The organism is Bacteroides togonis, assembly GCF_900130135.1.
Taxonomy (GTDB): Bacteria; Bacteroidota; Bacteroidia; order Bacteroidales; family Bacteroidaceae; genus Bacteroides; species Bacteroides pullorum.
Genome location: NZ_LT670820.1, coordinates 880,779 through 906,629, shown reverse-complemented (window position 1 = coordinate 906,629; position 25,851 = coordinate 880,779). Strand labels below are relative to the sequence as shown.

The window sequence follows — 25,851 nt, the reverse complement described above, 5'->3', positions numbered from 1 at the left end:
CGGAGGGAGTATGGGAAGTAGTACATGTGGAAAGAACGTATATGAATTGGCACAAGAACGCTTGAAGATTGTCTTTGAGGATTTTGACAACGTCTGTGTGTCGTTTTCGGGTGGAAAGGACAGTGGTGTCTTGCTCAACCTTTGTATCGACTATATTCGTCGGAACAATCTGAAGCGAAAGCTCTGTGTATTCCATATCGACTACGAGATTCAGTATTCGGTAACCATCGATTATGTGAATCGCATGCTGGAGGCCAACAAGGACATTCTGGATGTTTACCGCATCTGTGTCCCTGTCAAGGTTTCCACCTGTACGTCTATGTATCAGGCTTTCTGGCGTCCCTGGGACGATGAAATGAAAGATTTGTGGGTGCGTCAGAAGCCTCCCGGCTGCTATAACAAGGAAGATTTCGAGTTCTATAATGAGAATATGTGGGACTATGAGTTTCAGATGCACTTTGCCCAATGGCTTCATGAACGGAAAAAGGCTACGCGTTCCTGTTACATGATCGGCATTCGCACACAGGAAAGTTTCAGCCGTTGGCGTTGCATTCACCTGGCCCGCAAGTATCAGATGTACCACACCTATCGCTGGACTTCCAAGATCGGCATCGATATCTTCAATGCCTATCCCATTTTCGACTGGAAGACGACCGATATCTGGGTAGCTAACGGAAAATTTGGTTTCGACTACAACAAGCTTTACGACCTTTATTATAAGGCCGGAATCAACATCGAACGCCAGCGTGTGGCCAGTCCTTTCCTGGGTGAAGCGCAGGAAAGCCTCAGGCTCTATCAGGTCATCGATCCCAATACATGGGGCAAGATGATCTGTCGCGTGAACGGTGTGCAATTCGCAGGCATCTACGGCAACACACGGGCCATGGGTACAGGTCATAAGGTCAATCTTCCGAAAGGACATACCTGGAAGTCGTACATGCAGTTCCTGCTTTCCACGCTTCCCGAGCCTACCCGCCGCAATTACCTGAACAAGCTGACGGTCAGCATCGAGTTCTGGAGGAAGAAAGGAGGTTGCCTGAGCGATGAAACCATCCAGAAACTCCGCGATCTGAATATCCCCATCGAGGTGGGAGGAAAGTCCAATTACAAGACTCGGAAAAAGCCGGTTCGCATGGAGTATCTGGACGATATCAACATCCGTGAGTTCCGTGAGATTCCTACCTACAAGCGGGTATGTATCTGCATACTCAAGAATGATCATATCTGCAAATACATGGGTTTTTCCATCAACAAGGAAGATGCTTACAAGAGAGACAAAATAATGGAAGAATTTAAAAATATGATGCTATGAGTGACGAATATATGAGTCCTGTCTATGCCGTCAAGGCCGTTCCGGTAGAGAAAGTGGAGGCCAACAATTACAATCCCAACGTCGTGGCTCCGCCTGAGATGAAGCTGCTCGAACTTTCTATCTGGGAAGACGGATTTACCATGCCCTGTGTGTGCTATTATGACTCCGAACGGGACGTTTACATCATTGTGGACGGTTTCCACCGCTATCAGGTACTGAAGACGTCCAAGCGCATTTATGAGCGCGAGAAGGGCTTGCTTCCCGTGGTAGTCATCGACAAGGATATGTCCAACCGAATGGCTTCCACCATCCGCCACAATCGTGCCCGTGGTACCCACAACATCGAACTGATGTCCGATATTGTGGCCGAGCTCGACCGTATCGGCATGACGGATGAATGGATTATGAAGAACATCGGTATGGACCGCGACGAAGTGCTCCGCCTGAAGCAGATTTCCGGTCTTGCAGCTCTCTTTGCCGACAAGGATTTCAGCATTCCCGGTAAGATCGAAACCGAGGAACAGGCCAGCATGGCCGACTACAATTTCTCGGAAGATTGACGTTCTTTATCGCCTGCACAGACGCCTGAAGTCACAGTATTCACACTGCCGTGTCTGTTCTGTCTGATCGAATGGCGTATGCAGGCTGAATATTTCTTCCAGTAGTTGCTGAAGCCTTTCGCGGAATTCATCTTCGTAGAAGCTGAAGTTGTTCACGGGCTGTTTCGGTTGGCGTGCCGCTCCCATTTCGATGACCGGTGAGTAAGTGTCCTGCGCAGCCCGGTGGATGTAGAGCAGGGCAGGGGCCACTTTCTTCGCCTGTTTGCGGCAAAGGATGGCTGCATACAGGAATGTCTGGAAAATGTAGTTGGGTCTTCCCTCTGCCGGAGTGAACAGTTGGGCTATGTTTTCCGGTGTCTTGGGCGCTCCTCCCGTCTTGTAGTCCACGATGCGCAGGGTGTCGTCCTTGCTGTCCATGCGGTCGATGGTTCCACCGATCTGTATCTTCAGTTTTCCGGCTGGTGTGTCTATTTCCATTACCTCTTTCACCTCCTGTTCCATACCTTCCATGCTGAAGGGGGCATAGTTCAGGTCGTTGCGCAGCAACTGCCGCAGGTACGAGGCAATCACCCGTGCGTGTATCAGTTGCGTACCGTTGTATTCCGGTTGTTCTTCTTCCGGTACGTGGAAGAATTCTTCCTTGAATGCCCGGTCCACGTATCCCTGTAGTTTTACTTCATTCTTCAGCAGCCGTTCCAGGTCTTCTTTGCGGATTTCCTTTCCGTGTTCTGTCAGTTCGGTGTACACCAGTTCTGCCGAACGGTGGAAGATGGTGCCGAACAGGGCCGAGTCTATCTCCGCCGTTACCTCTTCGGGCAGTTTCAGCCCTGCTACATAACGGTAGTAGAAGCGCAGCCGGCAGTCCAGGTATGTATTCAGTGCCGAGGGCGAGAAGAAAGCCTTCGGATGCTTTTCCACGTTGTATCGTTGACACATCCGTTCCACCATTTCTTCGGTCTTTTCCACACGGATCGTCCGTTCTGCCTGGGGCGATTGCCCTGCTTCCAGATACTCCCGTCGGATTTCATGCGGCCATTCCACCAGAAACTGTAGCATGAAGCGCGACATCTCTCCCCGGTTCAGTCCGTCGGTCGATGTGTTGTACATCAGCGTCACGTTCTCCGCCCGTTGCATCAGGCGGTAGAAGTAATAGGCATACACGGCATTCTTGTGTTCGATGGTTGTCATGCCAAATGCCTTGCGCAGGTTGTAGGGGATGAACGACGATTCGCCTCCCGCCTTGGGCAGTTGTCCTTCGTTGAGCGACAGCACAATCAGGTTTTTAAAGTCCAGGTTTCTCGTTTCCAGTACGCCCATTACCTGCATGCCGATAGCCGGTTCGCCGTGGAAGGGAATGTTGGCTGCCGTCAGCAGGCGGTTCATCAGCCGTTTCAGGGTACCTGTCCGCACTCCTTCCAGCTCACCCGTCTCCAGCAGATTCAGCAGGCGGTTCACGAGGGTATAGCTTTTGAAGAGTGATTCCCGGTACAGTTGTCCGAAGATGTCTTTTCCTTCCTCTTCCGGCTCGTTCCGATACAGGACCGATACGTCTTTGATCCGTTCCGTCAGCCAGGTACAGAGGGCTTTCTGTCCGTTCTGCGGAGTGAACACCTGTTCCAGGAACGCGTCTGCCTTCAGTTCCGAGGGCAGGGGATAGAAGCGGTTGTCTTTTGTCAGTCTCCGTTCCAGCTTTTCAGCTTCGGCCGACAACTGTCTGACGTACGGATGCTTCAGTACCGCCATCACCGCTTCGTAGACGTAGCGTCCGCTGTCTGCCCGGTAACCGTCGGTCTGGAGTTCTGTCAGGGCGTTGATGTAGCTGTACACTGGTGTCTGTGCCAGGGGGAAACCCATGGTGATGTTCACGTCCTTCACCTCTTCGGGCAGGGTGTGAAGCACGGGCACAAGCATAGCCTCGTTGCACAACACCACGGCATTCTCCTTCTGTTGTGCTCCCTCCGGCAGTTCCAGTCCCTTCATCCATTGGGGCAGGAAGCGTGCCTGCGCGTTTTCCGTAGGTGCCGAGAGGAAACGGATCTGCTTGGGCCGGCTCATTACGTCCAGACAGCTTTCCGGCAGCTGGTTCGGAAACAGTTTCAGGTTGCGCAGGATAAACTCGCCGGCTTCGTGCTTGTAGGGCGGATTGGCTTCGGACGGACGTCGGGTGTAGAACACGTCGTAGTCCCAGTAGAACCAGGCCTTTCCAGCCTCTTGCAGGCGCAGGAAGAACGCCTGTTCCACCCGGTTCAGTACGTTGAAGCCTACGAACACATAGCGGTCGTAGTCCAGCCGTTGTGTGTCCAATTCCTCCATCACCTGACGGTACATCATGCCCTCGTAGGCAATGCCCAGCTCCGCCAGCCGTTTGCGGTAATGCCGGTAGATGTCTCCCAGCTTGTCCCACAAGCTGATGAATTTTTCCTTCAGTTCCGTCCGCTTCTCGATGGAGAAGTTTCGGAAGAATTCCTGTATTGCCTCCTCCTGTTCCTGGCTCAGGTAGTCGGGGATGTCCATGATGTTCTTCAGATCCTGCAGGTTGCCGAAGAGTCGGTCTGCGTCCACCAGGTTCTTGTCTACGTCGTCAAAGTCACTGATCAGCAGTTCCCCCCAGAAGTAGAAGTCGTCCAGTGTCTCTTCGCTTTTCGTTTCTTCGCGGAACACCCGGTAGAGTTCACACACCAGCCGGATGGGATCTCCCGCTTTCCAGGGTGACAGTTGGCGGAACAGGTCGCTGATGCTTACGTAGGTTGGCGACCACAGCGGACGGTCGCTTTGTGCGGCCAGCTGTTCGTTGAAGAACAGGCTTGCTCTTTTGTTCGGGAAGACGACCACCGTCCGGCTCAAGTCGTTTCCTGTTTTCTTATATAGGTCCTGTGCAACCAGTTGCAGAAATGTTTCCATAATTATGAATTGATAATTGAAAATGGAAAATTGAGAATTAATACCTCACACCTTCTCTGTCCTTCCTTCCGTCACATACCACAGATAGCCTTCCATCTGTTTCGGGTCATATCCCATGCGCGTCAGCAGCTGCATGTAGTCTTTCACCTGACGGTTGTATTTCTTGCTGGGCTTTCCGAATTTGAAGTCTACCACCACCAGCCGTCCGTCTTTCATCATCACGCGGTCCGGACGTCGGGTCCTCAGCTCCCCGTTTTCCTTCCAGATGATGTCACATTCGTTGAACAGCCTCCATGTCCCGTCGTACCATTCCTTCACCTGTGGCAGTTCGAAAGCCTGTTTCGTCAGTTCCCTGATTTCGTCTTCCGTTTCCTGCCGTCCTATTACGCCTTCGAACACCAGCCTGCTGATGGCATCCTCGATGTCCGCTTCCGTCCGTATGGCCGAGAACAGGGTATGCAGCAGTCGTCCGCGGTTGATGAAGCGCTGTTCCGACTCCTCTTCGTCCACGCCCGCTATGAAGTCTGCCGAACGGTTGGACTGCCTGAACTCTATTTCGTGTTTCAGGCTTTCCATGGCTACCGGCCTTTTCGTAGCTTTTTGTGCCAGCCGGTTAGCAGTCTGTTTTTCTTCTTTTTCTTCCGAGGCACACAAGGCTCCCCGTTCATACCGTCCGTCCTCTTCGTCCCATGTGCCGTGTCCTCCTTCGGCCAGGCGGGGTAGGGCATAGCCCAGCAGTTCCGCCATGGTTCCCCGCTGCCCCTTCCGGCTCCACACCAGCAGGTTCTTTCCCGCACGCGTAAAGGCCACGTACAGCAGGTTCAGGTTGTCCACCCACAACTGCAGCCGCTCTTCCAGGTAATCTTCCCGATACACCGATTCTGCCATCAGGGGCGAATAGTTCACCGGTACCAGTCCCAGTCCGTTGTAGGGCTTCTCTTTCGGCGAGCACCACACCAGTTGGTTGTTCGTTTCGTTTTCCGTTTTCCAGTCGCAGAAGGGGATCAGCACCGTGTGGAATTCCAGTCCTTTCGACTTGTGGATAGACAAGATGCGGATGCCTTCCAGCTCTCCGCTCGGGATGGTCTTCATGCACAGATTCTCGTCCCAGTAGTGCAGAAATCCGTCCAGGTCCGACGAGTGGTTCTGCAGGTAGTCCGTCACCGCGTCGAAGAAGGCAAAGAGATAAGCGTCCTGCTTCTCCAGCTGTTTCACTTCCAGCAGGCCGAACAACTCCTCCAGCAGTTCGTACAGAGGCATCAGCCTCAGTTCCTCCCGCCGTGTAGTCAGTCCTTCCGGCAGCAGTTTTTCCATGTCTCCGGCCAGCAGATTGTCCGTATTTCCTTCCTGCTCCTTCACCCCCGTGCGGTAGTTCATCACCAGCGAAGCCAGTGCTACCCCGTCCGTCGCGTCCGACAGGTAGCGCAGGGCGTCCACCAGCATGCACACCGCTTGCGAGGCGTCCAGCCGGAATGCCTCGTCCGATACGACCGGCACCTTCAGCTCCCGGTCGAAGTAGTCTGCAATCGGTGCGATATTCTTGTTCTTGCGCACCAGAATAGCCATGTCGTTCAGTTTCACACCTTCGGCCAGCAGTTCCTCCACCGCTTCGCCCAGCGCCTGCAAGGTAGCTTCCGTGTAGTCCCTTTCCTCGTCCGGTTCCAGAAATTCCACCCGCACGTATCCCCGTGCCTTCTCCTTGGCCGACTCCTGTTCCACGTCCTCGTACGCTTCCTTCAGCTCCCTGCATTCCGTTTTCAGTTCAGCCAGGTGCAGGCTGTTCAGGTAGTCCACCACCTCTCTGAATACCCGGTTGTTGAAGTCCGTCACGTTTGCCTCGCTTCGTCGGTTCACCTTCAGTGTCTCCAGTCGTATGGGGAAGTGTCCCAGGCTTTTCTTCAGTCCGTTCAGGATTCTCCAGTCACCGTTTCGCCAGCGGTAGATCGACTGTTTCACGTCGCCCACGATGAGGCTGTCTTCCCCTTGGGCCAGTCCTTCCAGCAACAGCAGGCGGAAGTTGTCCCATTGCATCCGGCTCGTGTCCTGGAATTCGTCGATCATCACGTTCCGGATGCTGGCTCCTATCTTTTCAAAGACGAACGACGAGTCTCCCTCCCTCACCAGCCGGTGCAGCAGGGCGTTCGTGTCCGACAGCAGGAAGCGGTTCTGCTCCCTGTTCAGCGTCTTCACCTCCTCGTCTATGTGGTTCAGCAGTTGCAGTTTGTTCAGGTGCTGGCGTGTCAGGCGGCAGCTGTTCACCGTCCGGCACCGTTGCGGCCTCATGCGTTCCGCTTCCTGCAGCAGCGGCATCAGGCTGCGTTCCGCCAGTGCCGTGATTTCTTTCCGTTGCTTCGACGACTTCGTGCTCCAGTTGTCCGCGTTGGCCAGACATCCCTGTAGCGTTGCGTTCACCACGTCCTTGTCGCTCAGTCGTCCGTCCCTCAGTTTGCGGAAGTAGCTCCCGATGCCTCTCGAGCCGTTCTTCAGGTCTTCCGGAGCCAGTCCGTATCCCTCCAGCTCTCCTTCAAACTGGTCGTTGAAGGCCTTCATCTGCTCCAGCGCTTCCGTTTCCAGCTCCTTCAGCGCCTCTTTGTACAGCTTCATCAGCTGCGGCTCCTTCAGGCATTCTCTCAGCAGTCCGCCTTTCTCCAGGTAGCTTTCGTCGAAGATGTTCCGTCCGAAGCTCTTTATTTCGTCCGATACGTTCCATCGCTTGTCGTCCGCGATGCGTTCGTTGATGTAGTCCAGCAGCCAACCCATGACCGGAGCGTCCGGCGTCAGTTTCTCTATCAGACTGTCTACCGCTTCGTCCAGCACCTCCGTGTTGTTCAGTTCGATGTTCAGGTTGGGAGTCAGTTCCAGTTCCCTTGCCAGGTTTCTCATCACCGACTGGAAGAACGAGTCGATCGTCTCCACCCGGAAGCGGCTGTAGTCATGCAGCATGTACTGCAGGGCCATGCCGGCCCTTTTCCTCAGCTCCTCCGTGTCCATGTCTTCCTTCAGGTCCTCCCGGATGCGATTCAGGTACGCTTCCGAGTCCCGGTCTCCCTTCCAGATGCCGTACAGCTGCTGCACGATGCGTTCCTTCATCTCCGCCGTAGCCTTGTTCGTGAAGGTCACCGCCAGAATCTGCCGGTACGCCCTGGGATTCTCAATCAGGTGCTTGATATATTCTACGGCCAGTGTAAACGTCTTTCCCGACCCTGCCGATGCTTTGTAGACCAGTAGCTCCATATACTCAGTCCCTATTAAACAGGTCCCTCGTATATACCTTTCCTCTCACGTCGTCCAGACATGCGTCGTAGCGGTTCGCAATGATGGCGTTCGATTGCCGTTTGAAGGCTTCCAGATCGTTCACCACCACCGATCCGAAGAACGTCGTCCCGTTCTCCAGCGTCGGTTCGTAGATGATCACCGTCGCTCCCTTCGCCTTGATGCGCTTCATCACTCCCTGGATCGAGCTTTGCCGGAAGTTGTCGCTGTTCGATTTCATGGTCAGTCGGTACACCCCGATCGTACACGTCCGTTCCTCCGCCGGGTTATAGTCCCCCCGGTTGTAGTAGTCGTAATACCCCGCCTTGTGCAGCACCTGGTCCGCGATGAAGTCCTTGCGTGTCCGGTTGCTCTCCACGATGGCGTGTATCAGGTTCTCCGGCACGTCCCGATAGTTGGCCAGCAGTTGCTTCGTGTCTTTCGGCAGGCAGTATCCCCCGTAGCCGAAGCTTGGGTTGTTGTAGTGCGTCCCGATGCGCGGGTCCAGGCAGATGCCGTCGATGATGGCCTTCGTGTCCAGTCCCTTCACCTCCGCATACGTGTCCAGCTCGTTGAAGTAGCTCACGCGCAGGGCCAGGTACGTGTTGGCGAACAGCTTCACCGCCTCCGCCTCCTTCAGGCCCATGAACAGCGTGTCCACGTTCTCCTTGATGGCACCTTCCTGCAGCAGGGCTGCAAACTCCCGTGCCTTCTCCTCCAGGTTCTTGCCGGCAATGGTGCGGATGGCCTCGTTCTCCTCGTCCAGTCCCTCGATCAGCTTCGGATAGCCCACGATGATCCGGCTCGGATACAGGTTGTCATACAGCGCCTTGCTCTCCCTGAGGAATTCCGGCGAGAACAACAGGTTGAACGTCTTTCCCTGTAGGGCAGGGGAGTTCTTGAACACCCGTGCATACTTCACGTACAGGCTCCGGCAGTATCCCACCGGAATCGTACTCTTGATCACCATCGTCGCGTCCGGGTTCACCTCCAGCACCAGGTCTATCACCTCTTCCACGTGGCTTGTGTCGAAGTAGTTCTTCACCGGGTCATAGTTCGTCGGAGCCGCTATCACCACGAAGTCCGCGTCCCGGTAAGCCTCACGTCCGTCCAGCGTAGCCGTCAGGTTCAGTTCCTTTTCCGCCAGATACTTCTCGATATACTCGTCCTGTATCGGGCTGATCCGTTTGTTTATCTTCTCCACCTTTTCCGGAATCACGTCCACCGCCTTCACCTGGTGATGCTGTGCCAGCAGCGTTGCGATCGACAGTCCCACGTAGCCCGTTCCGGCCACGGCTATTCTATAGTCTTTCATATCTTTCATTGTTGTTTTTCCTTCTTGAATACAAAGATACACATTTTTGCCGAACCTCTGTCAGTCACCGATCGCATTGTCTGCCATCACGTCCTCGCCGTTCCATGCCTTCAGGCCCGTCCAGGGAGTGAAAGGCTCCGTCCAGAACGGATCCGTTGCCGGCAGTCCCAGCTCCAGCCAGGGCGCTATGCCACACAGCGTGCGTCCCACCACTTCCAGGTGCGAAAATCGGTGTACCCTCTTCGTGTCCAGCGACTCCTGCGGCATGTTTTCCCGCAGCGTATTGTTCGCCAGGTTGCTCAGTACCGGATCCGCTATTTTCACCAGTGTGTTCACCCACATCTGTCTGTCTTCCATTCCCGTTGGTTGTTTCTTGTCTCGTGCCGATGCCGTCACCACCGTCACTGCCAGTGCCGCACATACGGCAATCATTTTTTTCAGATTCATGCCAAATTACGATTTAAAGTAAATACATAAGGAAAACCGTTTTTAAGTTGACTGTGAGGTTTTTCTGATAGAGCTTGTTTTACACAGCATCTTCGTCACGGTTGAAATTATCGAAGAAATCCATTTGTTTTTTCGTTAGGAATTCAGTCTTTTGATACATGAATTTGCATCCATAGTCATATAATGATATAGTAGTTCCATAATCATTCGTATTCTCGAATCCCAGAAAAGCTTTGTAGTAGTTGACTAGATTTTCGTCAGGAGTCGTATCCGCGGCAAAAAGGTATATATATTCACATCCGATGTGTTTTATCACTTCTTGTATTTTGGGTACAATAAAACTCCAAAATATTACGACTCCCATTTTTTGATCAGTCTTGAGGCTACTCCAATCATTTCGATGATTTTCGTTGGCACAGAAGTGTACGATTTCTACTCCTGCAAATGTTTTACCTACTCTTTTCAAGTCATCTTCAGACTGATGTTCCAGTTCTTTTATGATTTGGTTTTTCTTCGTGTAGGATATTTGTGCTAGTTCGTTTTTTATCAATCCTTTGCCTGTCCTGATCCGTTCAATGATTGAGTCGAACAGAATTTTGTCACTGTCGCTTAGCTCTGGATCATCTTTTAGTTCGATCACTGAATTGTAAAGTTCGCGAGCTTTTTGCAGCGAGTCCATTCCTCTGATACTTTCATAAAGCGAACCGCATTTTAGTGAAAAGTAGAAGAGTATATTCCCGTTTGGATGCTTGATTACATAATATGCAATATTCCCTTTCTCATCTTCTTCGAATGCTTCGTTTTGAAGTGTGCGTACCAGATTTTCATTCCGATTGGAAAAATCTACTACGCAACGTAAATTATCCTCGTTAGTGGACAAGCGTTCACACGTGAGCGAGAAGATGGCTTCTTTTTGTTGCTCGGTTATTTTCATATCCGTTATACAGTTGGACAATTGAGCTTTTTGTAGAGGAACCTACGGATTTTTACTCTTTCCGCATCCTTTCTGATATCATCAGTGTCAATCAGTTTGTCGCAGTTCTCGTCTTCGTGGATACCTTTTCGCGCCTGTCCCCAGCTGTATTCTCCATGCGTGATGCTGCTCAGACTCCATGAATCCTTTTGTGCATAAGTAGAGAATACCATGTCAAAGACGCTTTTGTATTTTTCAATGTATGTTTGGGGTAATTTCTCTGTAAGGCAACCATCTTTATACATACGTCTTATCTCTACCATTACAGGTCCATATTTCCACGCCTCAAACTGTTCCTTGAACATCGGTTCATCCGTTTGTATAATCGCTTCCCGCTGGACAAAATACAGAAGTTTGTGCAACTTCATCTCATCCATGCGTTTGCCGTAGTCCTGTTGGTATCGCTGATAAATATACGATGCTATTGTTGTCACTTTCTCCATAATTTTCTCCGACTGGTTATTCTGAGAACAAATATACGAAGAATGGGAGAAATATAAAAGTGAAATCTTGCTTTTCTGCGTTTTACCCTTCATGACCTTTTCGGCTTCTCCCGAAAATAGAAACTCCCAACAAACCTTTTACAGTCTGCCGGGAGTTCCCTGTTTTCATAACTTGAATTTTATTCTTCTTTCTTGTCCAGTGCCTCGAAGCAAGAATTCTTGCTGATAAATTCCGGTACCAGGTCTTTCATGGCTGCTACGATTTTCATCTGGTCGTACGAGTAGCTCACGTCTATCAGGTGCTGTATGCGGTCTTTCACCTCGTCGTAGTCATATTCTCTCACCGTCGCTATCATGATTTTCTCGTGATAGGTAGGCTTTGTCAGCTCCTTCACGTTCAGCAGTTCCTCGTACAGCTTTTCTCCGTGGCGCAGGCCCGTGAACTCAATTTTCACGTCCGTACGTCCCGAAAGGCTGATCATGCGTTTGGCCAGGTCCACAATCTTCACCGGTTTGCCCATGTCGAAGATGTAGATTTCTCCGCCATTGCCCATGCTTCCCGCTTCCAGTACCAGTCGGCAGGCTTCGGGGATGGTCATGAAGTAGCGGATTATCTCCGGATGTGTCACTGTCACCGGCCCCCCGCGTCTGATCTGCTCCTTGAATCGTGGAATCACCGATCCGTTCGATCCCAGCACGTTTCCGAAGCGTGTCGTGATAAACTGTGTCACGTGTCCCCCTTCCTTCTGCAGTTTCTTCGCCAGACTCTGCACGTAGATTTCGCAGATACGTTTCGAACATCCCATCACGTTTGTCGGGTTCACCGCCTTGTCCGTCGAGATCATCACAAACTTCTCCGCCTTATATTTCACTGCCAGATCCGCCAGGATGCGCGTTCCTGCCACGTTCGTCTGGATTGATTCCGATACGTTGTCCTCCATCATCGGCACGTGCTTGTACGCCGCTGCGTGGAAGATGTATTGCGGTCTGAATTCCTCGAAGATAGCCTCCATACGTGTCTGGTTGGCGATGTCTGCCACGATGGTTTCCGCGTCCAGGTTACGCCATTTGTCCATCAGTTCCAGCCGGATGTCGTGCAGCGGCGTTTCTGCCTGGTCCACCAGTATCAGCTTGTACGGGTTGAACGTAGCCACCTGTCGCATGATTTCGCTGCCTATCGATCCTGCCGCTCCCGTTATCATCACCCGTTTCCCTTCCAGGTGCGAAGCCACCTTCCGTATGTCTATCTGTATCGGGTCCCTTTGCAGCAGATCCTCTATCTGTATTTCCTTGATGTCCCCGCTTTCCAGTCCCCGCTGGTTCCATTCGTTCAGGGGTGGGGCTGTCAGCAGCTTGATGTTATGTTTCAGGAAGCGATCCAGGTTCTCCTCCTTTTTCAGTTCGTTCCGTTTGGCGGGCGAAACGATAATCGTCTTCACTCCCTTCTGTGCCAGGATGTCAAACAGGTTTTCGTCGTTCGGGAATACCCGTACCCCCATGATCAACTTGTCATACAGGTCCGGTTCGTCAGCGATGAAGCCTCTCAGCCGGTATCGTTCTCTCATCGACACCCTCAGCGATTTCGCTATGTTCACACCGGCTTCCTTGGCGCCGTAGATGAAGATGTTTGTCTGCGACGAGCCTCCCGCCTTTATTGTTTCAAACATCATTTTCACGATCACCCTCGAGCTGGCCATCAGGGCAAAGTTGATGATGAACGCCATCAGTATCACGTTCACCGGAGCCAATCTGATATCTGTTACCAGCGGAGCCACCATACATGCCAGAGCCACTGCCGTGTACGACACAAACAAGGCCACAAAGATTCGTGCGATATCCACGAACGACGACAGTCTCAATACGCTCGAATACGTGCGGAACATCTTGAAGATCACCAGGCTCACTACCATCGTTAGCCCCATGGTTCTCCACATCGTGGCTGAGTCCAGCACCCGGCTGCTGAAGTCATATCGCAGCGCGTATGCCAATAGGAGGGAGAGTCCTATCATCACCACGTCCATGGCCAGTATCATCCAGATGGGCAATACATTGACCGATAAATACCTTCTGACAAATTTTTTCATGTTATAGTTTCTTAGTTTAGTTCTTTTTTCCTTTTTATTGCAGGCAAGCCTTGATCTGCTCTACAATGTAGCGCACGTCTTCGTCCGTCACACAGGGTCCGCTGGGTAGGCACAGTCCCCGCTTGAACAGCGCTTCGCTCACTCCGTTCACGTAGCACGGATTGTTCCGGTACACTGGTTGCTTGTGCATCGGCTTCCATAGCGGACGGCTTTCAATGCCTGCTTCGTCCAGTGCCATGCGCATGGCTTCCACGTTGCGGTTCGGTTCGCAGTCCGTATGTAGTGTTTTTGCCTCGTGTGTCACGCCTGCCGCGCCTCCTACGGCTCCCTGTATGGCTGCCGCATACGCCCGCTCTTCCCCTTTCACCTTCAAGTCCTCGTCCAGTAGAATTGTGTTCAGCCAGTAGTTGCTGTCGTAGCGAGATGACGGATTTTCGTGCAGTGTGATGCCCTTCACGTCAGCCAGCAGTTCCTTATATAGCTTGGCGATGTGCTGGTGATGGGCGATGTGTTCGTTCAGTACCGTCATCTGTCCGCGTCCGATACCCGCACAGATGTTGCTCATGCGGTAGTTGTACCCGATCTCTTCATGCTGGTAGTACGGATACGACTCGCGAGCCTGCGTGGCGTAGAACATGATTTTCTGCTTGGCTGCCTCGTCCGGGCAAATCAGTGCTCCGCCTCCCGAGGTCGTGATCATCTTGTTCCCGTTGAACGACAGCACCCCGTATCGTCCGAACGTACCGCATACCCTTCCGTCGTAGCGGCTTCCCAGTCCTTCCGCAGCATCTTCGATGACGGGGATGTCATATTTCTCCGCCACCGCCAGGATTTCATCAATCTTCGCAGGCATACCGTAGAGATATACCGGAACAATAGCCTTCGGTTTCCGTCCCGTCTTCTCCATACGGTCTTTGATGGCGGTTTCCAGCAGTTGCGGGTCCATGTTCCATGTGTCCGCTTCCGAATCCACAAATACCGGCGTAGCACCCAGGTACGTCACTGGGTGCGATGATGCACAGAACGTGAACGTCTGTACCAACACCTCGTCTCCCGGCTTTACGCCACAGGCCAATAAGGCCAGGTGTACTGCTGCCGTACCGGCTGATAATGCTACTACTTCCTTGTTCTCTCCGGCAAACGCCTTCAAGTCCGCTTCAAATCCATTTACGTTTGGCCCCAGAGGCACCACCCAGTTCGTGTCGAAAGCCTCTTGGATATACTTCATTTCATTGCCGCTCATGTGAGCCAGACAAAGATAAATACGTTTCTTATTCATAAATATACGAATTTGTAGTAAGTTATAGCCCCGATTAAGAATAAAGTTTATAATTTAATATATTGTACTAGTAATAGAAAAAATAGAACGATATAGCGTTCTTATAATTTTGTTTGTTTTCCTATCCAATATACTCACCGGCAGTAATTCTGAATACGCTACCTGTCATCATCGAACTACCGTCTGACATCATATATACAAGACCGTCCAGATAATCAGTCTTTTCACACATTCTTCCCATTGGCAGATAGGCACCTGCACGTTCACGAAGGTGAGCCTCGGTTTCACCTTGTGAGATGCGAAGAGCTACTTCTCCTTCGGTTGGAGTCCATCCTAGCGTTAAGTAATTACAGCGAATATGCTCGCTAGCATATTGATGTGACAGATGTTCCATCAGAATACGAAGTACACCTTTTGAACATGCGTAAGCACAGCGATCCTTTTCTCCTCCCCATGCATGTGCCGAACCGGTAAGAACAATGGATCCTCCACCATTCATGCGCATGTACTTGATAGCCTGCTGACAGCAGAAAAAACATGCTTTAAAGTTGATGTCCATTACTTTATCAAAAGTGTATTCATCGCATGTGTCTAGAGGTGATACAGGAGTTATACCTGCATAGTTGAAGAAACCGTCAATTTTCCCGAACTTGTTGTAGGCTTCGTCCATTAATTTTTTGCAGTCTTCTACATTTTCTAGATCAGTATGTACAAATAAACCATCTGTTCCATAGGTACGCATTAATCTGATTGATTTAAGAGCAGATTCTTCGTCGCGACCGCCAATTACAACTTTAGCTCCTTGGCGTGCAAATTCTTCGGCCGCTGCACGACCAACTCCTTTAGTTCCTCCGGAGATAACGATGACTTTACCTAATAATTTTTTCTCGCTCATACCATTTATAATTTTAAGGCTTTTTTAACGTCAAATCCTTTTAATAGCATGTTATTACCAGCCTCGTCATAGACTTTTACCTTATCCTGATATTCTTGGATGGCTGTGGCCAGTTCTTCTTTAGTATCACATACAAGATAGAGACGTGTTAATACCTGCTTTTCATTGCCAATCCACTCTTGTGGAACTTCATCACCTTCTGCTAAACGAACAACGTTGGCCACAACACGTGAATCTTTTTCTATGTCTTCAAAGCCTTCGACTTTGGTTATTCTACCTTTCCTTAGTAAGAACCATACTGTAGCAGCCCATTTCCCTTTCATGTAAGGATCTTCTTTATACAGATTGACACTTTCACCTTCGTTACCTGTAAGAGCAAAACGTATTAGCATCTCACGTTGATCATATCCGTATATTTTTTGGAGTAGGAGGTGCGGTGCCTCACCTTGCAGACGGAAACCAGTGTCATACACATAAAACTCACCATTTTCATAGAAACCTGAAAGCATAAGAATACCATTTTTGATCCCTATTTCTTTGAACATACGCACTGCATTGAAGTGCATACGTTTCATATATTCATCCATGTGTTTTGACGGATAAGTACCGCCAAGGCACACACGGCTTTTGCCTCTCTGCTCATCCGTAGTGTAACGATCATAAATACAGGATGCTGAACAGTAGCCGTCTTTGAAGGTGTAATACATACCCATATCTTCGACCCCTTCCATATATCGTTCTACAATAAAACGTTTGTTGGGACTTGCCGCAAGTGCCTTATCTACAGCCTCCTTCAGTTCTTCTTCTTTATATACAACGGTCATACCTACCCCCCCGCCGTTATCGACAGGCTTAACCATTACCGGGTATTTAATCTTAGCAATGTCGGATGGCTTCATCTCTGCATCAAGATAATATTCTGGAATACCATGGATACCATAACTTTCGCAGGTCGCTTTAAAGACATCTTTATATGAGAATACATCGACAATGCGTTGAGTCGCATAGCATGGAAGATCCAATGCTTCGCATACTTTACAATAAGAAGGAACCAGAATATCAGCCACTCCAACAAGTACTCCATCTACCTGTTCTTCGCGTGCAAGAGCGATTAATCCCGGAACATCCATACCATCTATGTCAGATGCTTTCCAAGCATATTTCTTGGCATCGTCCGTATGACGACCACTTGCTACAATACACTTCACTCCCATTTCATTGGCAACACGAACCAATGCACTTGTTTCGGGGTTTCCACCTAAAATCAGTAATTTTTTCCCCTCAAATTCCTTTTTCATATTTATCAAGATTTTATGTTATCATTTATTCTTATTCTATATTCCAGTCTTCTCCCATTGTCAGTATCTTATATGGAAGTTTTTCATTACGCATTTTTTCAATGAATAAACCACTATTGCCACCATGAGAAGGGAACATTCCAAAGTGTGAAGGTATGGTAATCCCGGGCTGGAGACACTTTGCTAATTCTGTAGCTTCTTGCTCATTAAGGTTTCCGTATGCGCCATTAATAGGGGCTATTAAAACATCAATAGGACCAGCACTCAAATACTCTTCTTTCCAATCTAAGTGTAAGCTGGTATCTCCTACTTCCAGAATATTTTTTCCATCGACCGTAAGTAGAATGCCAACTTCTTCGGGGGCGCCTTCTCCGTGATCACTGTGTATAAAATGGATATCAAAATTGCCGGCAACATAATGATCACTGGGCTTTACATATGTTACCCGTCTCTCATCGATTCCAAGTTGTTTTACATCTTTTTTACAATCACAAGCACAAAACAGATGGGTTTTCCCATTAGCCATTAAGTCAAACATGGCATCAATATCGAAATGATCACGATGAAAATGAGTGGCAATTATTATATCAAGCTTTAAATCTTTTGCATTTACTATTTGGGGTAAAAGACGATGGTATCCGTCATGCCCTTCTACAGGTTCTACGCATTCGGTGAGATATAAGTCAATACCCAGTGTTTCTCCTTGCTCATTCTTGATTATATAGCCAGCTTGTCCCATGCTGAAGAGGTGAGTAACACCTCTTGAGGCATTATTTAATTTTTCAAGAAAATCCATATTGTAGAACTTAGATTTTTAAATTAGTTATTTCCTGTAAATGGTTCCATTGTTGCTGATGTTTCAGAACTGATTCCTTCACGCACAAAAACCTTTTTTATAGTCAAGATAATAATTTTTACATCTAAAAGAAACGAACAATGGTCTACATACCACACATCCAGTTCAAATTTCTTCGTCCAGCTGATAGCATTACGTCCATTTACTTGGGCCCATCCTGTAATTCCAGGACGAATCTCGTGCCTGCGAGCCTGTTCTTTGCTATAGAGTGGCAAGTATTGGGGTAACAAAGGACGAGGACCTATCAAGGCCATATCCCCTTTCAGCACGTTGATCAGTTGTGGCAACTCATCAATCGAAGTCGAACGGACGAAACTTCCGACTCTCGTTAAACGCTCTGCATCCGGCAAGAGATTTCCATTGGCATCCCGTTCATCTGTCATCGTCTTGAATTTGATAACCTTGAATATTTTTCCGTTTTTACCCGGACGTTCCTGTGTAAAGAAAGCTCCTGCACCCTTATTGGCGAAATGAAGCCAAATTATTATCAATAGGAGAATAGGCCAAATAATCAATAATACAGACAACACTATACAAAAATCCAGTACCCGTTTTATCCCGTCTTTATATATATTCATTGTAAATGTTTTATAATAGCTTGATAAGTATGCTTTATTAAATAGTTATTCAATAGAAATTGATAACCTTTTTCTCCCATGGACTTGATTTTATCAGAATGCCCAACAAAAAGATTAACACAAGCCGTAAAATTGTCGGGATTTACACTCTCACACCAATATCCATATCCATTTTCTTCCGCAATACGTCCTATATCTGTGTGAAGATCTGTTGCAGCAATGATAGGCATTTTATATTCCAAATACGACAATAAACGAGACGGATAATTCGGTATCAGAAAACGATGATCCAAGAATATGAGGCCCACATCACAACTTTGTACCAATTTGTCATAATCATTTTTGGGTAAACCATTCAATAATGAAATAGACTTTGCATATGCACACGCATACCAATCAGCCAACTTCGAATATTCTGTTCCATTTCCTACAATCAAGAAATGACAATCCGTTCTTTCCTTGTTTTGTTCCAAACATTTGATTAAGAAATCAATACCCTGTGGTTTCCCTAAATTTCCCCCATAAATAAAAATCGGTTTGTCAACAGGCAAATGATACTTTTCACGAATTTCATTGCGATTTACTCCAGTATAATCATCCGATAATTCCAAGCTGTTAGGAGCAATTTCCACCTTATTCCTATTCAAGAAAGAATTGTGTCTCAGAACAAAATCCACATTAGCAGGAGACATACAACCAATAAAATCCGAATTCCGATATAGTTGTACTTCCTTTTTTCGGAATATTTTATAGAAAAGGCTGTTTTGCGAAAACATTCCCAAATCCACTGCATTCTGTGGGAATATATCTTTCAACAAAAGATAACTAACAGATAGAGGATTCTTACGCTTTAGGAATGTTATAACTTTATTTAATGTAATGGGAGGAGTAGAATATAAAATCAAATCAAAGCTTATATCTTTAAAGAACTTATTGATTGTACGCTTGAATTGTTCTTCAAGAAGCAAAATGCCTAATCCCTTCTCAATAACATTTGTCTTTTGAATATTAAGTGTCTTGACCTGCAAAATAGATATACCATCCTCCTCTTTTAGCGAAGTAGGCTGTTTGTACCGACGTTCCACAGGTGCCACAATATAAACATGATGCCCTTCATCTCTAAATTTACGCATTAAATCCGTATAGATACCCCTACTACGGATGTCATTCATTCTACTAACAGTTAGAAATATTACGTTCATTTCAATATATCAATCTCTTGAAAAGGTACATAAGGACCCTTCTTTATTTCAAGAATTAAAGTATCTGGTTCCAGAACAACAAAAGAATGCCACTCATCTGGCATAATCTCGCATAAAATGTTTCCGCTTTTATGACTCATCAGATGACGTTCTATAATCTTTTTGTTATCGTCGTACTTCAAAACCTCCAGCGAACCCTCTAGCAGCACAAAAGTTTCTTTTTTTTCTGGATGAAGATGGCGATGTATAGGCATCACTGTCCCAGGTTGTAAAGAATTCAACAACTTATGTACCTCTTCATCCAAAGACTCATGAATATTATAGTTCATCCGCAGACGAGGTGATGCTTTCGCCTCTGAATGAACCTTTTCAAGAATATCTCTACCAACAATTTTCATTTCAAGACAGCATTAAAATTTCCTCCAAACCATCTTATTCACCACCCCCGTATAGCTTTGTATCAGCTTCACAACCTTAGTAGAAACATTTTCGTCCGTATAGTTAGGGACAGGCAGACCATCGTCATGGTTCTTGTTCATCTCTACAGCCGTATCAACCGCTTGCAACAATGACTTCTCGTCAATACCTGCCAATATGAAGCATCCTTTATCCAAGGCTTCCGGACGTTCTGTACTGGTACGGATACATACAGCAGGAAATGGATGACCTATGCTGGTAAAGAAGCTGCTCTCCTCTGGCAGTGTTCCACTATCTGAAACTACTGCATACGCATTCATCTGCAAGCAATTGTAATCGTGGAAGCCTAACGGTTCATGCTGCATAACACGAGCATCCAGTTGAAATCCACTTTGTTCCAAACGTTTACGGCTACGAGGATGGCAACTGTATAGGATAGGCATATCGTATTTTTCCGCCATTCGATTAATAGCGGTAAACAGCGACACAAAGTTCTTTTCCGTATCAATATTTTCTTCCCGGTGGGCACTGAGCAGAATATATTTACCTTTCTCCAGTCCCAAACGTTGATGTACATCGCTGGCCTCAATATCTGCCAGGTTGTTATGCAATACTTCAGCCATCGGCGAGCCACTAACATAAGTACGTTGTGGCGCTACGTTCGTAGCATTCAGATAACGACGGGCATGCTCACTATAACAGATATTTACATCACTAATAATATCAACAATACGGCGGTTAGTCTCCTCCGGCAGACATTCGTCAAAACAACGGTTACCGGCTTCCATATGGAAAATAGGAATGTGCAAGCGTTTGGCACCGATTACACTCAAACAGGAATTGGTGTCTCCCAAAACCAGTACTGCATCAGGCTGTATCTGCACCATCAGTTTATAACTCTTATCAATAATGTTACCCATGGTAGCTCCCAAATCATCCCCTACTGCATCCATATAGACTTCAGGATCGGCCAACTTCAGGTCCTTGAAAAACACTCCATTCAGATTATAATCATAATTCTGTCCGGTATGAGCCAGGATACAATCGAAGTATATTCTACATTTATTGATAACAGCCGCCAAACGGATAATTTCCGGACGTGTTCCTACAATAATCAATAATTTCAGTTTACCGTTATTTTTAAATGACACCATAAATTCATTATTTTACAGGTTCAAAAAAAGTATCCGGATGATTGGGGTCAAAAGTCTCGTTGGCCCACATCACTGTTACCAGATTCTCTGTCTCACTCAAATTGATGATATTATGCGTATATCCCGGCAGCATATGTACAGCCTCTATCCGGTCACCGCTCACTTCAAACTCCATCACTTCATCCGTATCAATTTTACGTTGCTGAATCAGTCCATGCCCACTGACTACCATGAAGAATTCCCATTTGGTATGGTGCCAATGCTGCCCCTTGGTTATACCCGGTTTAGAAATATTCACACTGACTTGCCCACATTTCTCCGTACGCAGCAGTTCGGTAAAACTGCCACGATCGTCCACATTCATTTTTAAAGGGAATACCACTTTTTCTTCCGGTAGATAAGACAAATAGGTGGAATACAATTTTTTGGCAAACGAATCTGCCGGTATCTCAGGCATCATCAATGTTACAGGTTGAGTAGCAAAAGCATGAAGTAAATCCACTATTTCTCCCAAAGTTGCCTTATGGGTGGTTGGTACGGCACAATACCGCCCTTCTTCCTTCAAAACAGTTTCTACCCCATCAAACTCACAGTGGTGTTCATGGCCGGTCAAAGCAGCAATCATTTCCTCTACCAGGTCATCGATATAAAGTAACTCCAGTTGTGTGGAACGGTCATTAACCTGTATGGGAAGATCATGGGCAATATTATTGCAAAATGTAGCCACAGCACTGTTGTAATTCGGGCGACACCATTTTCCGAAAAGATTCGGGAAACGATATACCAAAACTTTAGCCCCAGTTTCCTGCCCATACTGGAAAAACAATTCCTCACCAGCTAATTTTGACTTACCATAATCCGACTGTCCGTAACGGCCTATCAGTGTAGCTTGAATAGAACTGGCCAACATCACAGGACATACATTCCGATACTTTTTCAATGTATCCAGCAAAGTAGAAGCAAACCCAAAGTTTCCCTGCATAAATTCAGCCTGGTCCTTTGGACGGTTTACCCCAGCTAGGTTGAACACGAAATCAGCCTGTTGGCAATATTGGTCCAATTCATCCAAAGTATTATTTACATCATATTCAAATACCGTAATATCTTCTCCACAAAGAGGATAATTACGAGCCTTTCCATCCCGAATATTTTTCAGTTGGGATACAAGATTTCGACCGACGAAACCATTGGCACCGGTCACTAAGATTTTCATAAAAGAATTTGATTATATTAATGATACTCCGTCATTGATATGTTTAACGGATACCAACTAAACAGAAATAGAATTTTCTATTTTGAATGAACTATAAAATCACTGAATTATTCGCTTCTTATTTCAGAACTCTTAGCTTTGGCCTCCAAGCCTAAATCTTCACGAATAAAACGCAGTTTCAACAACAGCTTCTTCATTCCTTCTACATCAAGGCGCGCTGTGTTATGCGAATGGTAATCCTCAATCTTGGCTACCTCTTCATTCCCCTGTGTAAAATACTTGTCATAATTCAAGTCACGTGTGTCACAAGGTATCCGATAATAGTCACCCATATCAATAGCCTTAGCCATCTCTTCACGGGTAACCAACGTCTCATACAATTTCTCTCCATGACGTGTACCAATCACCTTTACTTCAGTCTCACCATATTTAGGATCTATTTGCGCATACGTTTCCTTTAAGGCCTGGGCCAATACCTCCAAGGTTGCAGCCGGTGCCTTCTGCACAAAAAGGTCACCGTTATGTCCATGTTCAAACGCATAGATAACCAAATCTACCGCATCATCCAGCGTCATCATGAAACGTGTCATGTGTGGATCGGTTATAGTAATCGGTTTCCCCGATTTAATTTGGTCAACCCAAAGAGGTATCACAGAGCCACGGCTAGCCATCACGTTACCATAACGCGTACAGCAAATGGTTGTAGCGGCCCCTTCTCCCAGTTCTCGTCCTTTGGCAATAGCCACCTTCTCCATCAATGCTTTGGAAATACCCATCGCATTGATCGGATAAGCCGCTTTGTCTGTGGACAATACTACCACATTCTTTACTCCATGTTCTATGGCTGAGAGCAACACGTTTTCCGTACCCAACACATTTGTTTGAGTTGCTTCTATCGGAAAGAACTCACAACTGGGAACCTGCTTTAGAGCTGCTGCCGAGAATACATAATCTACACCACGCATGGCCACATCTACGGAAGTCTTATTTCGCACATTTCCGATATAATACTTCACTTTCGGATTTTGCAGGCGATGACGCATGTCATCCTGTTTCTTTTCGTCACGACTAAAGATGCGGATTTCTTTGATGTCGCTATCCAGGAAACGACGTAAAACTGCATTACCGAAGGAACCTGTTCCGCCGGTAATTAATAGAACTTTGTCTTTGAATACTGACATAGTTATTTTGTTTGATTGTAAATTTCATTAAATAAATCTATATATTTCTGAGATGTATTATTCTCAGAATACATTACAAGAATTTCATTTCTATAATTAGAAGAAAACGCTTGATTATGTTGTATGAGAAACATCTTGTCCACAAGATCATCTACGTCTAATGGATTAAAATAAATTCCTTTATTCAAACTAACTTCACGAAAAACAGGATAATCAGATAATATAACAGGTAAATTGAAATACATCGCTTCTACAATAGGCATGCCTAATCCCTCAAATAAAGAAGCGGAAATATAAGCTTTAGACTGAGCATATAACAAAGCTAGAAGATTATTATCAATCTTATCATAAATGATTATTCTTTCTTTAACCATATCTGACATCTGATTATAATATAAATAAGATTCCGACTTTTGTTTTAATGCTCCAACTAGAACTAACTTATATTCCCCCCCTTTTAAGTTATACTTATCAAAAGCCTTCAATACCGTAATTGTATTTTTATGGTATGCTGCCGAACAAACAGATATAAAACAATTTTCTTTCAATATATTATGTAATTCTGGATATTTCTTAAAATTGAAATAATTGTAAATTACATCTATTTTCACCCTAGAATTTCTGTAAAAATAGACAATATCGTCAGCGGTAAATTTTGATATAGCAATGATTTTATTTGCCAAGTTAACTGATATAGGCAAATAGAATTGTCGCTGTAACCTCATTAAAGTATAGGGAAATAATTTTTTTCTCTTAAACAAAAGATCATGAATAACTAAAATATATGAGGCTTTTTTAAATAAAGATGTATAGTTTGCCGTATATAATATCAAATCCTGTTTTGTAACTCTTAGGTCAAAAGGCACATAAGATTGAATAAGAAACCGTTTCCAGATTGAAGAGCATTTATAGGATTTTATTAGAAACTTATCTTCATACTTAAGAAAATATTTCTCTTGATGTTCCAAACATACAATAAAAATATTTTCATAGTAAATATTATTTCTATGCCCATAAATATAATCTAGTAAATTGAATATATACTCTTGGTAGCCAAATGATTTACCATATTCAAACGCTAATACATCAATTATTAAACGCCTTATTTTAATTTTCATCTATCTATTCGCTATATTTGAGTAAAATTTGAATTATAACTAACTTGTATATCTAATCCTTAGTGCCCGATTTTAACGGAAGATAATAAAAATAGAATTTTAAGATTGTAGAACGTCATTCAGATCCAATACCGCATGCTGCTTTGAATAGTTATCCTGCACTGTCTTAATACCATTTTTACTAATCTCATAAATATTACACTTATTATTTATTAAAAAAGATAATGCATTAAACAATTGTTCTGCAGAATCCGCCTTATACACAAGTCCATTCACTTTATCCTGTAATATGGAAATTGTAGATTGAACTCCATTAGAGGCCACTAACAACTTTCCACGAGCCATTGCATCCAAAGGAGGGATACCAAATGGTTCATGCAAGGAAGGATGCAAATAAACATCACACTTATTCATTTCCTCTTCATATATACTATTTTCGACCCAGCCAAGCATTTTAATATCAGCACGTAAATCACTAAATAAAACATTATACTCATTATACAAAGGACCAGATCCTGTAATAACTATGCGAAAATTATCTAAAAGTTCCCTTTCCTTCAACATTCTAAAAGCCTTATAAACGATTTGGTAACCCTTACGTTCAATAAATCGTGAAGCAATATAGAGGTTAATTTTGCTACCATGTTGCAAATCAGAATTTCTTTGCAAATTATAAAGCCTGAGATTCTCTTTATCCTTTATATCAGAATAACTATAATGGAGCAATTTTACTTTAGAAGGATTTATATTATAATTATTAACATAGTATGGTCGAACTGCTTCACAAGCGACAAATAAATTACTACAAATGGTAAGAAGACATTTCTTAAGCATTTGATTTAAGAACGAACGTTTCTTTTTTTCTGGATAGTCAGAAAAGAAAGCAAATTTTCGGCCTTTAAAATATAGATAAAATGCAATTACAATATTCCATTTATTACTCCATCCTCCCAATATAACATAATCATAGGCAATCAAATCCCTCATTAACTTCCAAAGACCTAGATCTTTATAATATTTCCCAGGGATGAGATTAAAATCCTTCCACCCCTTTTCTGGATCATAGTAATATTCGTAGTAAACTGTTAAATTCTGAGACTCCTTAATTTTATCAAAAATAGAATTCCAATAAGGTGCTGGGCTATGGACTCCAAAAGCAATCTTCTTCATATAAAGTGATTATTATGTACGCGTCCAATTTTAACGTAACCTATATGGAAACTTGGGGAAACTTTCCTCTTAAAGGTTTCAAAAAATGGGACGAAACAATGGTTAATAATTAATGATAAACGGTTAATCGTAAGCGTCCAATTTTGACGTACCCCATAGGGAAAGCCTCTTTGGGAAGCTTTCCTCTTAAAGTTTTCAAAAAC

The 25,851-nt window shown here is 45.9% G+C and carries 20 protein-coding genes and 1 pseudogene; 2 read left to right on the top strand and 19 right to left on the bottom strand.

Annotated features, from left to right (window positions below; translation table 11 throughout):
- Positions 1 to 10: 10 nt before the first annotated feature.
- Both BQ8005_RS03985 and BQ8005_RS03980 read left to right on the top strand, forming a co-directional pair.
- A complete protein-coding gene (locus BQ8005_RS03985; RefSeq protein WP_021846761.1) occupies positions 11 to 1,312 on the top strand; it encodes a DUF3440 domain-containing protein in 1,302 nt (433 codons plus the stop codon).
- A complete protein-coding gene (locus tag BQ8005_RS03980) occupies positions 1,309 to 1,872 on the top strand; it encodes an IbrB-like domain-containing protein (RefSeq protein WP_021846762.1) in 564 nt (187 codons plus the stop codon). The genes BQ8005_RS03985 and BQ8005_RS03980 overlap by 4 nt, the downstream gene beginning before the upstream one ends.
- 6 nt (positions 1,873 to 1,878) lie before the next feature.
- Here the strand turns inward: BQ8005_RS03980 and BQ8005_RS03975 are convergent, their stop codons facing one another.
- The 19 genes and pseudogenes from BQ8005_RS03975 to BQ8005_RS03885 all read right to left on the bottom strand — a co-directional run bounded on the left by BQ8005_RS03975 (position 1,879) and on the right by BQ8005_RS03885 (position 25,648).
- Positions 1,879 to 4,773, bottom strand: a complete 2,895-nt coding sequence (locus BQ8005_RS03975) for a PD-(D/E)XK nuclease family protein (protein ID WP_075317132.1) — start codon at positions 4,771 to 4,773, stop codon at positions 1,879 to 1,881.
- Positions 4,774 to 4,818: 45 nt separating this feature from the next.
- Positions 4,819 to 8,007, bottom strand: coding sequence for a UvrD-helicase domain-containing protein (locus BQ8005_RS03970; RefSeq protein ID WP_075317131.1), 3,189 nt, complete (start codon positions 8,005 to 8,007; stop codon positions 4,819 to 4,821).
- Between the two features lie 4 nt (positions 8,008 to 8,011).
- On the bottom strand, positions 8,012 to 9,340 hold the full coding sequence (locus tag BQ8005_RS03965; RefSeq protein ID WP_021846765.1) for a UDP binding domain-containing protein: 1,329 nt from the start codon (positions 9,338 to 9,340) through the stop codon (positions 8,012 to 8,014).
- Positions 9,341 to 9,505: 165 nt separating this feature from the next.
- Positions 9,506 to 9,697, bottom strand: a pseudogene (locus tag BQ8005_RS17600) (DUF2264 domain-containing protein); the annotation flags it as partial.
- 169 nt (positions 9,698 to 9,866) lie between these two features.
- Complete coding sequence (locus tag BQ8005_RS03955; protein WP_021846767.1) at positions 9,867 to 10,721, bottom strand: hypothetical protein; 855 nt, start codon at positions 10,719 to 10,721, stop codon at positions 9,867 to 9,869.
- A gap of 5 nt (positions 10,722 to 10,726) precedes the next feature.
- A complete protein-coding gene (locus BQ8005_RS03950) occupies positions 10,727 to 11,203 on the bottom strand; it encodes a Panacea domain-containing protein (RefSeq protein WP_021846768.1) in 477 nt (158 codons plus the stop codon).
- A gap of 179 nt (positions 11,204 to 11,382) precedes the next feature.
- Positions 11,383 to 13,287, bottom strand: a complete 1,905-nt coding sequence (locus BQ8005_RS03945) for a polysaccharide biosynthesis protein (protein WP_075317128.1) — start codon at positions 13,285 to 13,287, stop codon at positions 11,383 to 11,385.
- Between the two features lie 34 nt (positions 13,288 to 13,321).
- Positions 13,322 to 14,566: a DegT/DnrJ/EryC1/StrS family aminotransferase gene (locus tag BQ8005_RS03940; protein ID WP_075317127.1), complete on the bottom strand. Its 1,245-nt coding sequence runs from the start codon at positions 14,564 to 14,566 to the stop codon at positions 13,322 to 13,324.
- Between the two features lie 121 nt (positions 14,567 to 14,687).
- Positions 14,688 to 15,461 (bottom strand): SDR family NAD(P)-dependent oxidoreductase, encoded by a 774-nt coding sequence (locus BQ8005_RS03935; RefSeq protein ID WP_075317126.1) that lies wholly within the window; start codon positions 15,459 to 15,461, stop codon positions 14,688 to 14,690.
- Between the two features lie 5 nt (positions 15,462 to 15,466).
- Complete coding sequence (locus tag BQ8005_RS03930; RefSeq protein WP_075317125.1) at positions 15,467 to 16,759, bottom strand: ATP-binding protein; 1,293 nt, start codon at positions 16,757 to 16,759, stop codon at positions 15,467 to 15,469.
- 31 nt (positions 16,760 to 16,790) lie between these two features.
- Positions 16,791 to 17,555, bottom strand: coding sequence for an MBL fold metallo-hydrolase (locus tag BQ8005_RS03925; protein WP_075317124.1), 765 nt, complete (start codon positions 17,553 to 17,555; stop codon positions 16,791 to 16,793).
- A 23-nt stretch (positions 17,556 to 17,578) separates the two neighbouring features.
- Positions 17,579 to 18,193, bottom strand: a complete 615-nt coding sequence (locus BQ8005_RS03920; RefSeq protein WP_394334092.1) for a sugar transferase — start codon at positions 18,191 to 18,193, stop codon at positions 17,579 to 17,581.
- Positions 18,190 to 19,395 carry a glycosyltransferase family 4 protein gene (locus tag BQ8005_RS03915; protein ID WP_075317123.1) on the bottom strand — a complete coding sequence of 402 codons (1,206 nt, stop codon included), beginning with the start codon at positions 19,393 to 19,395 and terminating at the stop codon, positions 18,190 to 18,192. Before BQ8005_RS03915 ends, BQ8005_RS03920 begins: the two co-directional genes overlap by 4 nt.
- Positions 19,392 to 19,793, bottom strand: coding sequence for a WbuC family cupin fold metalloprotein (locus BQ8005_RS03910; protein ID WP_075317122.1), 402 nt, complete (start codon positions 19,791 to 19,793; stop codon positions 19,392 to 19,394). Before BQ8005_RS03910 ends, BQ8005_RS03915 begins: the two co-directional genes overlap by 4 nt.
- A 12-nt stretch (positions 19,794 to 19,805) precedes the next feature.
- A complete protein-coding gene (gene wecB, locus BQ8005_RS03905) occupies positions 19,806 to 20,966 on the bottom strand; it encodes a non-hydrolyzing UDP-N-acetylglucosamine 2-epimerase (protein ID WP_075317121.1) in 1,161 nt (386 codons plus the stop codon).
- 7 nt (positions 20,967 to 20,973) lie between these two features.
- The gene (locus BQ8005_RS03900) at positions 20,974 to 22,179 is read right to left on the bottom strand and encodes a capsular polysaccharide biosynthesis protein CapF (protein ID WP_075317120.1); all 1,206 of its coding nucleotides are present in this window, start codon (positions 22,177 to 22,179) and stop codon (positions 20,974 to 20,976) included.
- A gap of 107 nt (positions 22,180 to 22,286) precedes the next feature.
- Positions 22,287 to 23,360: a polysaccharide biosynthesis protein gene (locus tag BQ8005_RS03895; protein WP_075317119.1), complete on the bottom strand. Its 1,074-nt coding sequence runs from the start codon at positions 23,358 to 23,360 to the stop codon at positions 22,287 to 22,289.
- Positions 23,361 to 23,362: 2 nt separating this feature from the next.
- Positions 23,363 to 24,478, bottom strand: a complete 1,116-nt coding sequence (locus tag BQ8005_RS03890) for a glycosyltransferase family 4 protein (RefSeq protein ID WP_075317118.1) — start codon at positions 24,476 to 24,478, stop codon at positions 23,363 to 23,365.
- 99 nt (positions 24,479 to 24,577) lie between these two features.
- The gene (locus tag BQ8005_RS03885; RefSeq protein WP_075317117.1) at positions 24,578 to 25,648 is read right to left on the bottom strand and encodes a glycosyltransferase family 4 protein; all 1,071 of its coding nucleotides are present in this window, start codon (positions 25,646 to 25,648) and stop codon (positions 24,578 to 24,580) included.
- Between the last annotated feature and the right edge of the window lie 203 nt (positions 25,649 to 25,851).

Excerpts from the sequence above, each read along its gene's own strand:
- BQ8005_RS03935 (WP_075317126.1), bottom strand. The coding sequence starts at position 15,461 with ATGAGCGAGAAAAAATTATTAGGTAAAGTCATCGTTATCTCCGGAGGA.
- BQ8005_RS03940 (WP_075317127.1), bottom strand. The coding sequence starts at position 14,566 with ATGAATAAGAAACGTATTTATCTTTGTCTGGCTCACATGAGCGGCAAT.
- BQ8005_RS03950 (WP_021846768.1), bottom strand. The coding sequence starts at position 11,203 with ATGGAGAAAGTGACAACAATAGCATCGTATATTTATCAGCGATACCAA.
- BQ8005_RS03890 (WP_075317118.1), bottom strand. The coding sequence starts at position 24,478 with ATGAAAATTAAAATAAGGCGTTTAATAATTGATGTATTAGCGTTTGAA.
- BQ8005_RS03900 (WP_075317120.1), bottom strand. The coding sequence starts at position 22,179 with ATGAAAATCTTAGTGACCGGTGCCAATGGTTTCGTCGGTCGAAATCTT.
- BQ8005_RS03910 (WP_075317122.1), bottom strand. The coding sequence starts at position 19,793 with ATGAAAATTGTTGGTAGAGATATTCTTGAAAAGGTTCATTCAGAGGCG.
- BQ8005_RS03985 (WP_021846761.1), top strand. The coding sequence starts at position 11 with ATGGGAAGTAGTACATGTGGAAAGAACGTATATGAATTGGCACAAGAA.
- BQ8005_RS03885 (WP_075317117.1), bottom strand. The coding sequence starts at position 25,648 with ATGAAGAAGATTGCTTTTGGAGTCCATAGCCCAGCACCTTATTGGAAT.
- BQ8005_RS03970 (WP_075317131.1), bottom strand. The coding sequence starts at position 8,007 with ATGGAGCTACTGGTCTACAAAGCATCGGCAGGGTCGGGAAAGACGTTT.
- BQ8005_RS03920 (WP_394334092.1), bottom strand. The coding sequence starts at position 18,193 with ATGAATATATATAAAGACGGGATAAAACGGGTACTGGATTTTTGTATA.
- BQ8005_RS03955 (WP_021846767.1), bottom strand. The coding sequence starts at position 10,721 with ATGAAAATAACCGAGCAACAAAAAGAAGCCATCTTCTCGCTCACGTGT.
- BQ8005_RS03965 (WP_021846765.1), bottom strand. The coding sequence starts at position 9,340 with ATGAAAGACTATAGAATAGCCGTGGCCGGAACGGGCTACGTGGGACTG.
- BQ8005_RS03930 (WP_075317125.1), bottom strand. The coding sequence starts at position 16,759 with ATGAAAAAGGAATTTGAGGGGAAAAAATTACTGATTTTAGGTGGAAAC.
- BQ8005_RS03975 (WP_075317132.1), bottom strand. The coding sequence starts at position 4,773 with ATGGAAACATTTCTGCAACTGGTTGCACAGGACCTATATAAGAAAACA.
- BQ8005_RS03895 (WP_075317119.1), bottom strand. The coding sequence starts at position 23,360 with ATGTCAGTATTCAAAGACAAAGTTCTATTAATTACCGGCGGAACAGGT.
- BQ8005_RS03915 (WP_075317123.1), bottom strand. The coding sequence starts at position 19,395 with ATGAACGTAATATTTCTAACTGTTAGTAGAATGAATGACATCCGTAGT.
- wecB (WP_075317121.1), bottom strand. The coding sequence starts at position 20,966 with ATGGTGTCATTTAAAAATAACGGTAAACTGAAATTATTGATTATTGTA.
- BQ8005_RS03980 (WP_021846762.1), top strand. The coding sequence starts at position 1,309 with ATGAGTGACGAATATATGAGTCCTGTCTATGCCGTCAAGGCCGTTCCG.
- BQ8005_RS03945 (WP_075317128.1), bottom strand. The coding sequence starts at position 13,287 with ATGAAAAAATTTGTCAGAAGGTATTTATCGGTCAATGTATTGCCCATC.
- BQ8005_RS03925 (WP_075317124.1), bottom strand. The coding sequence starts at position 17,555 with ATGGATTTTCTTGAAAAATTAAATAATGCCTCAAGAGGTGTTACTCAC.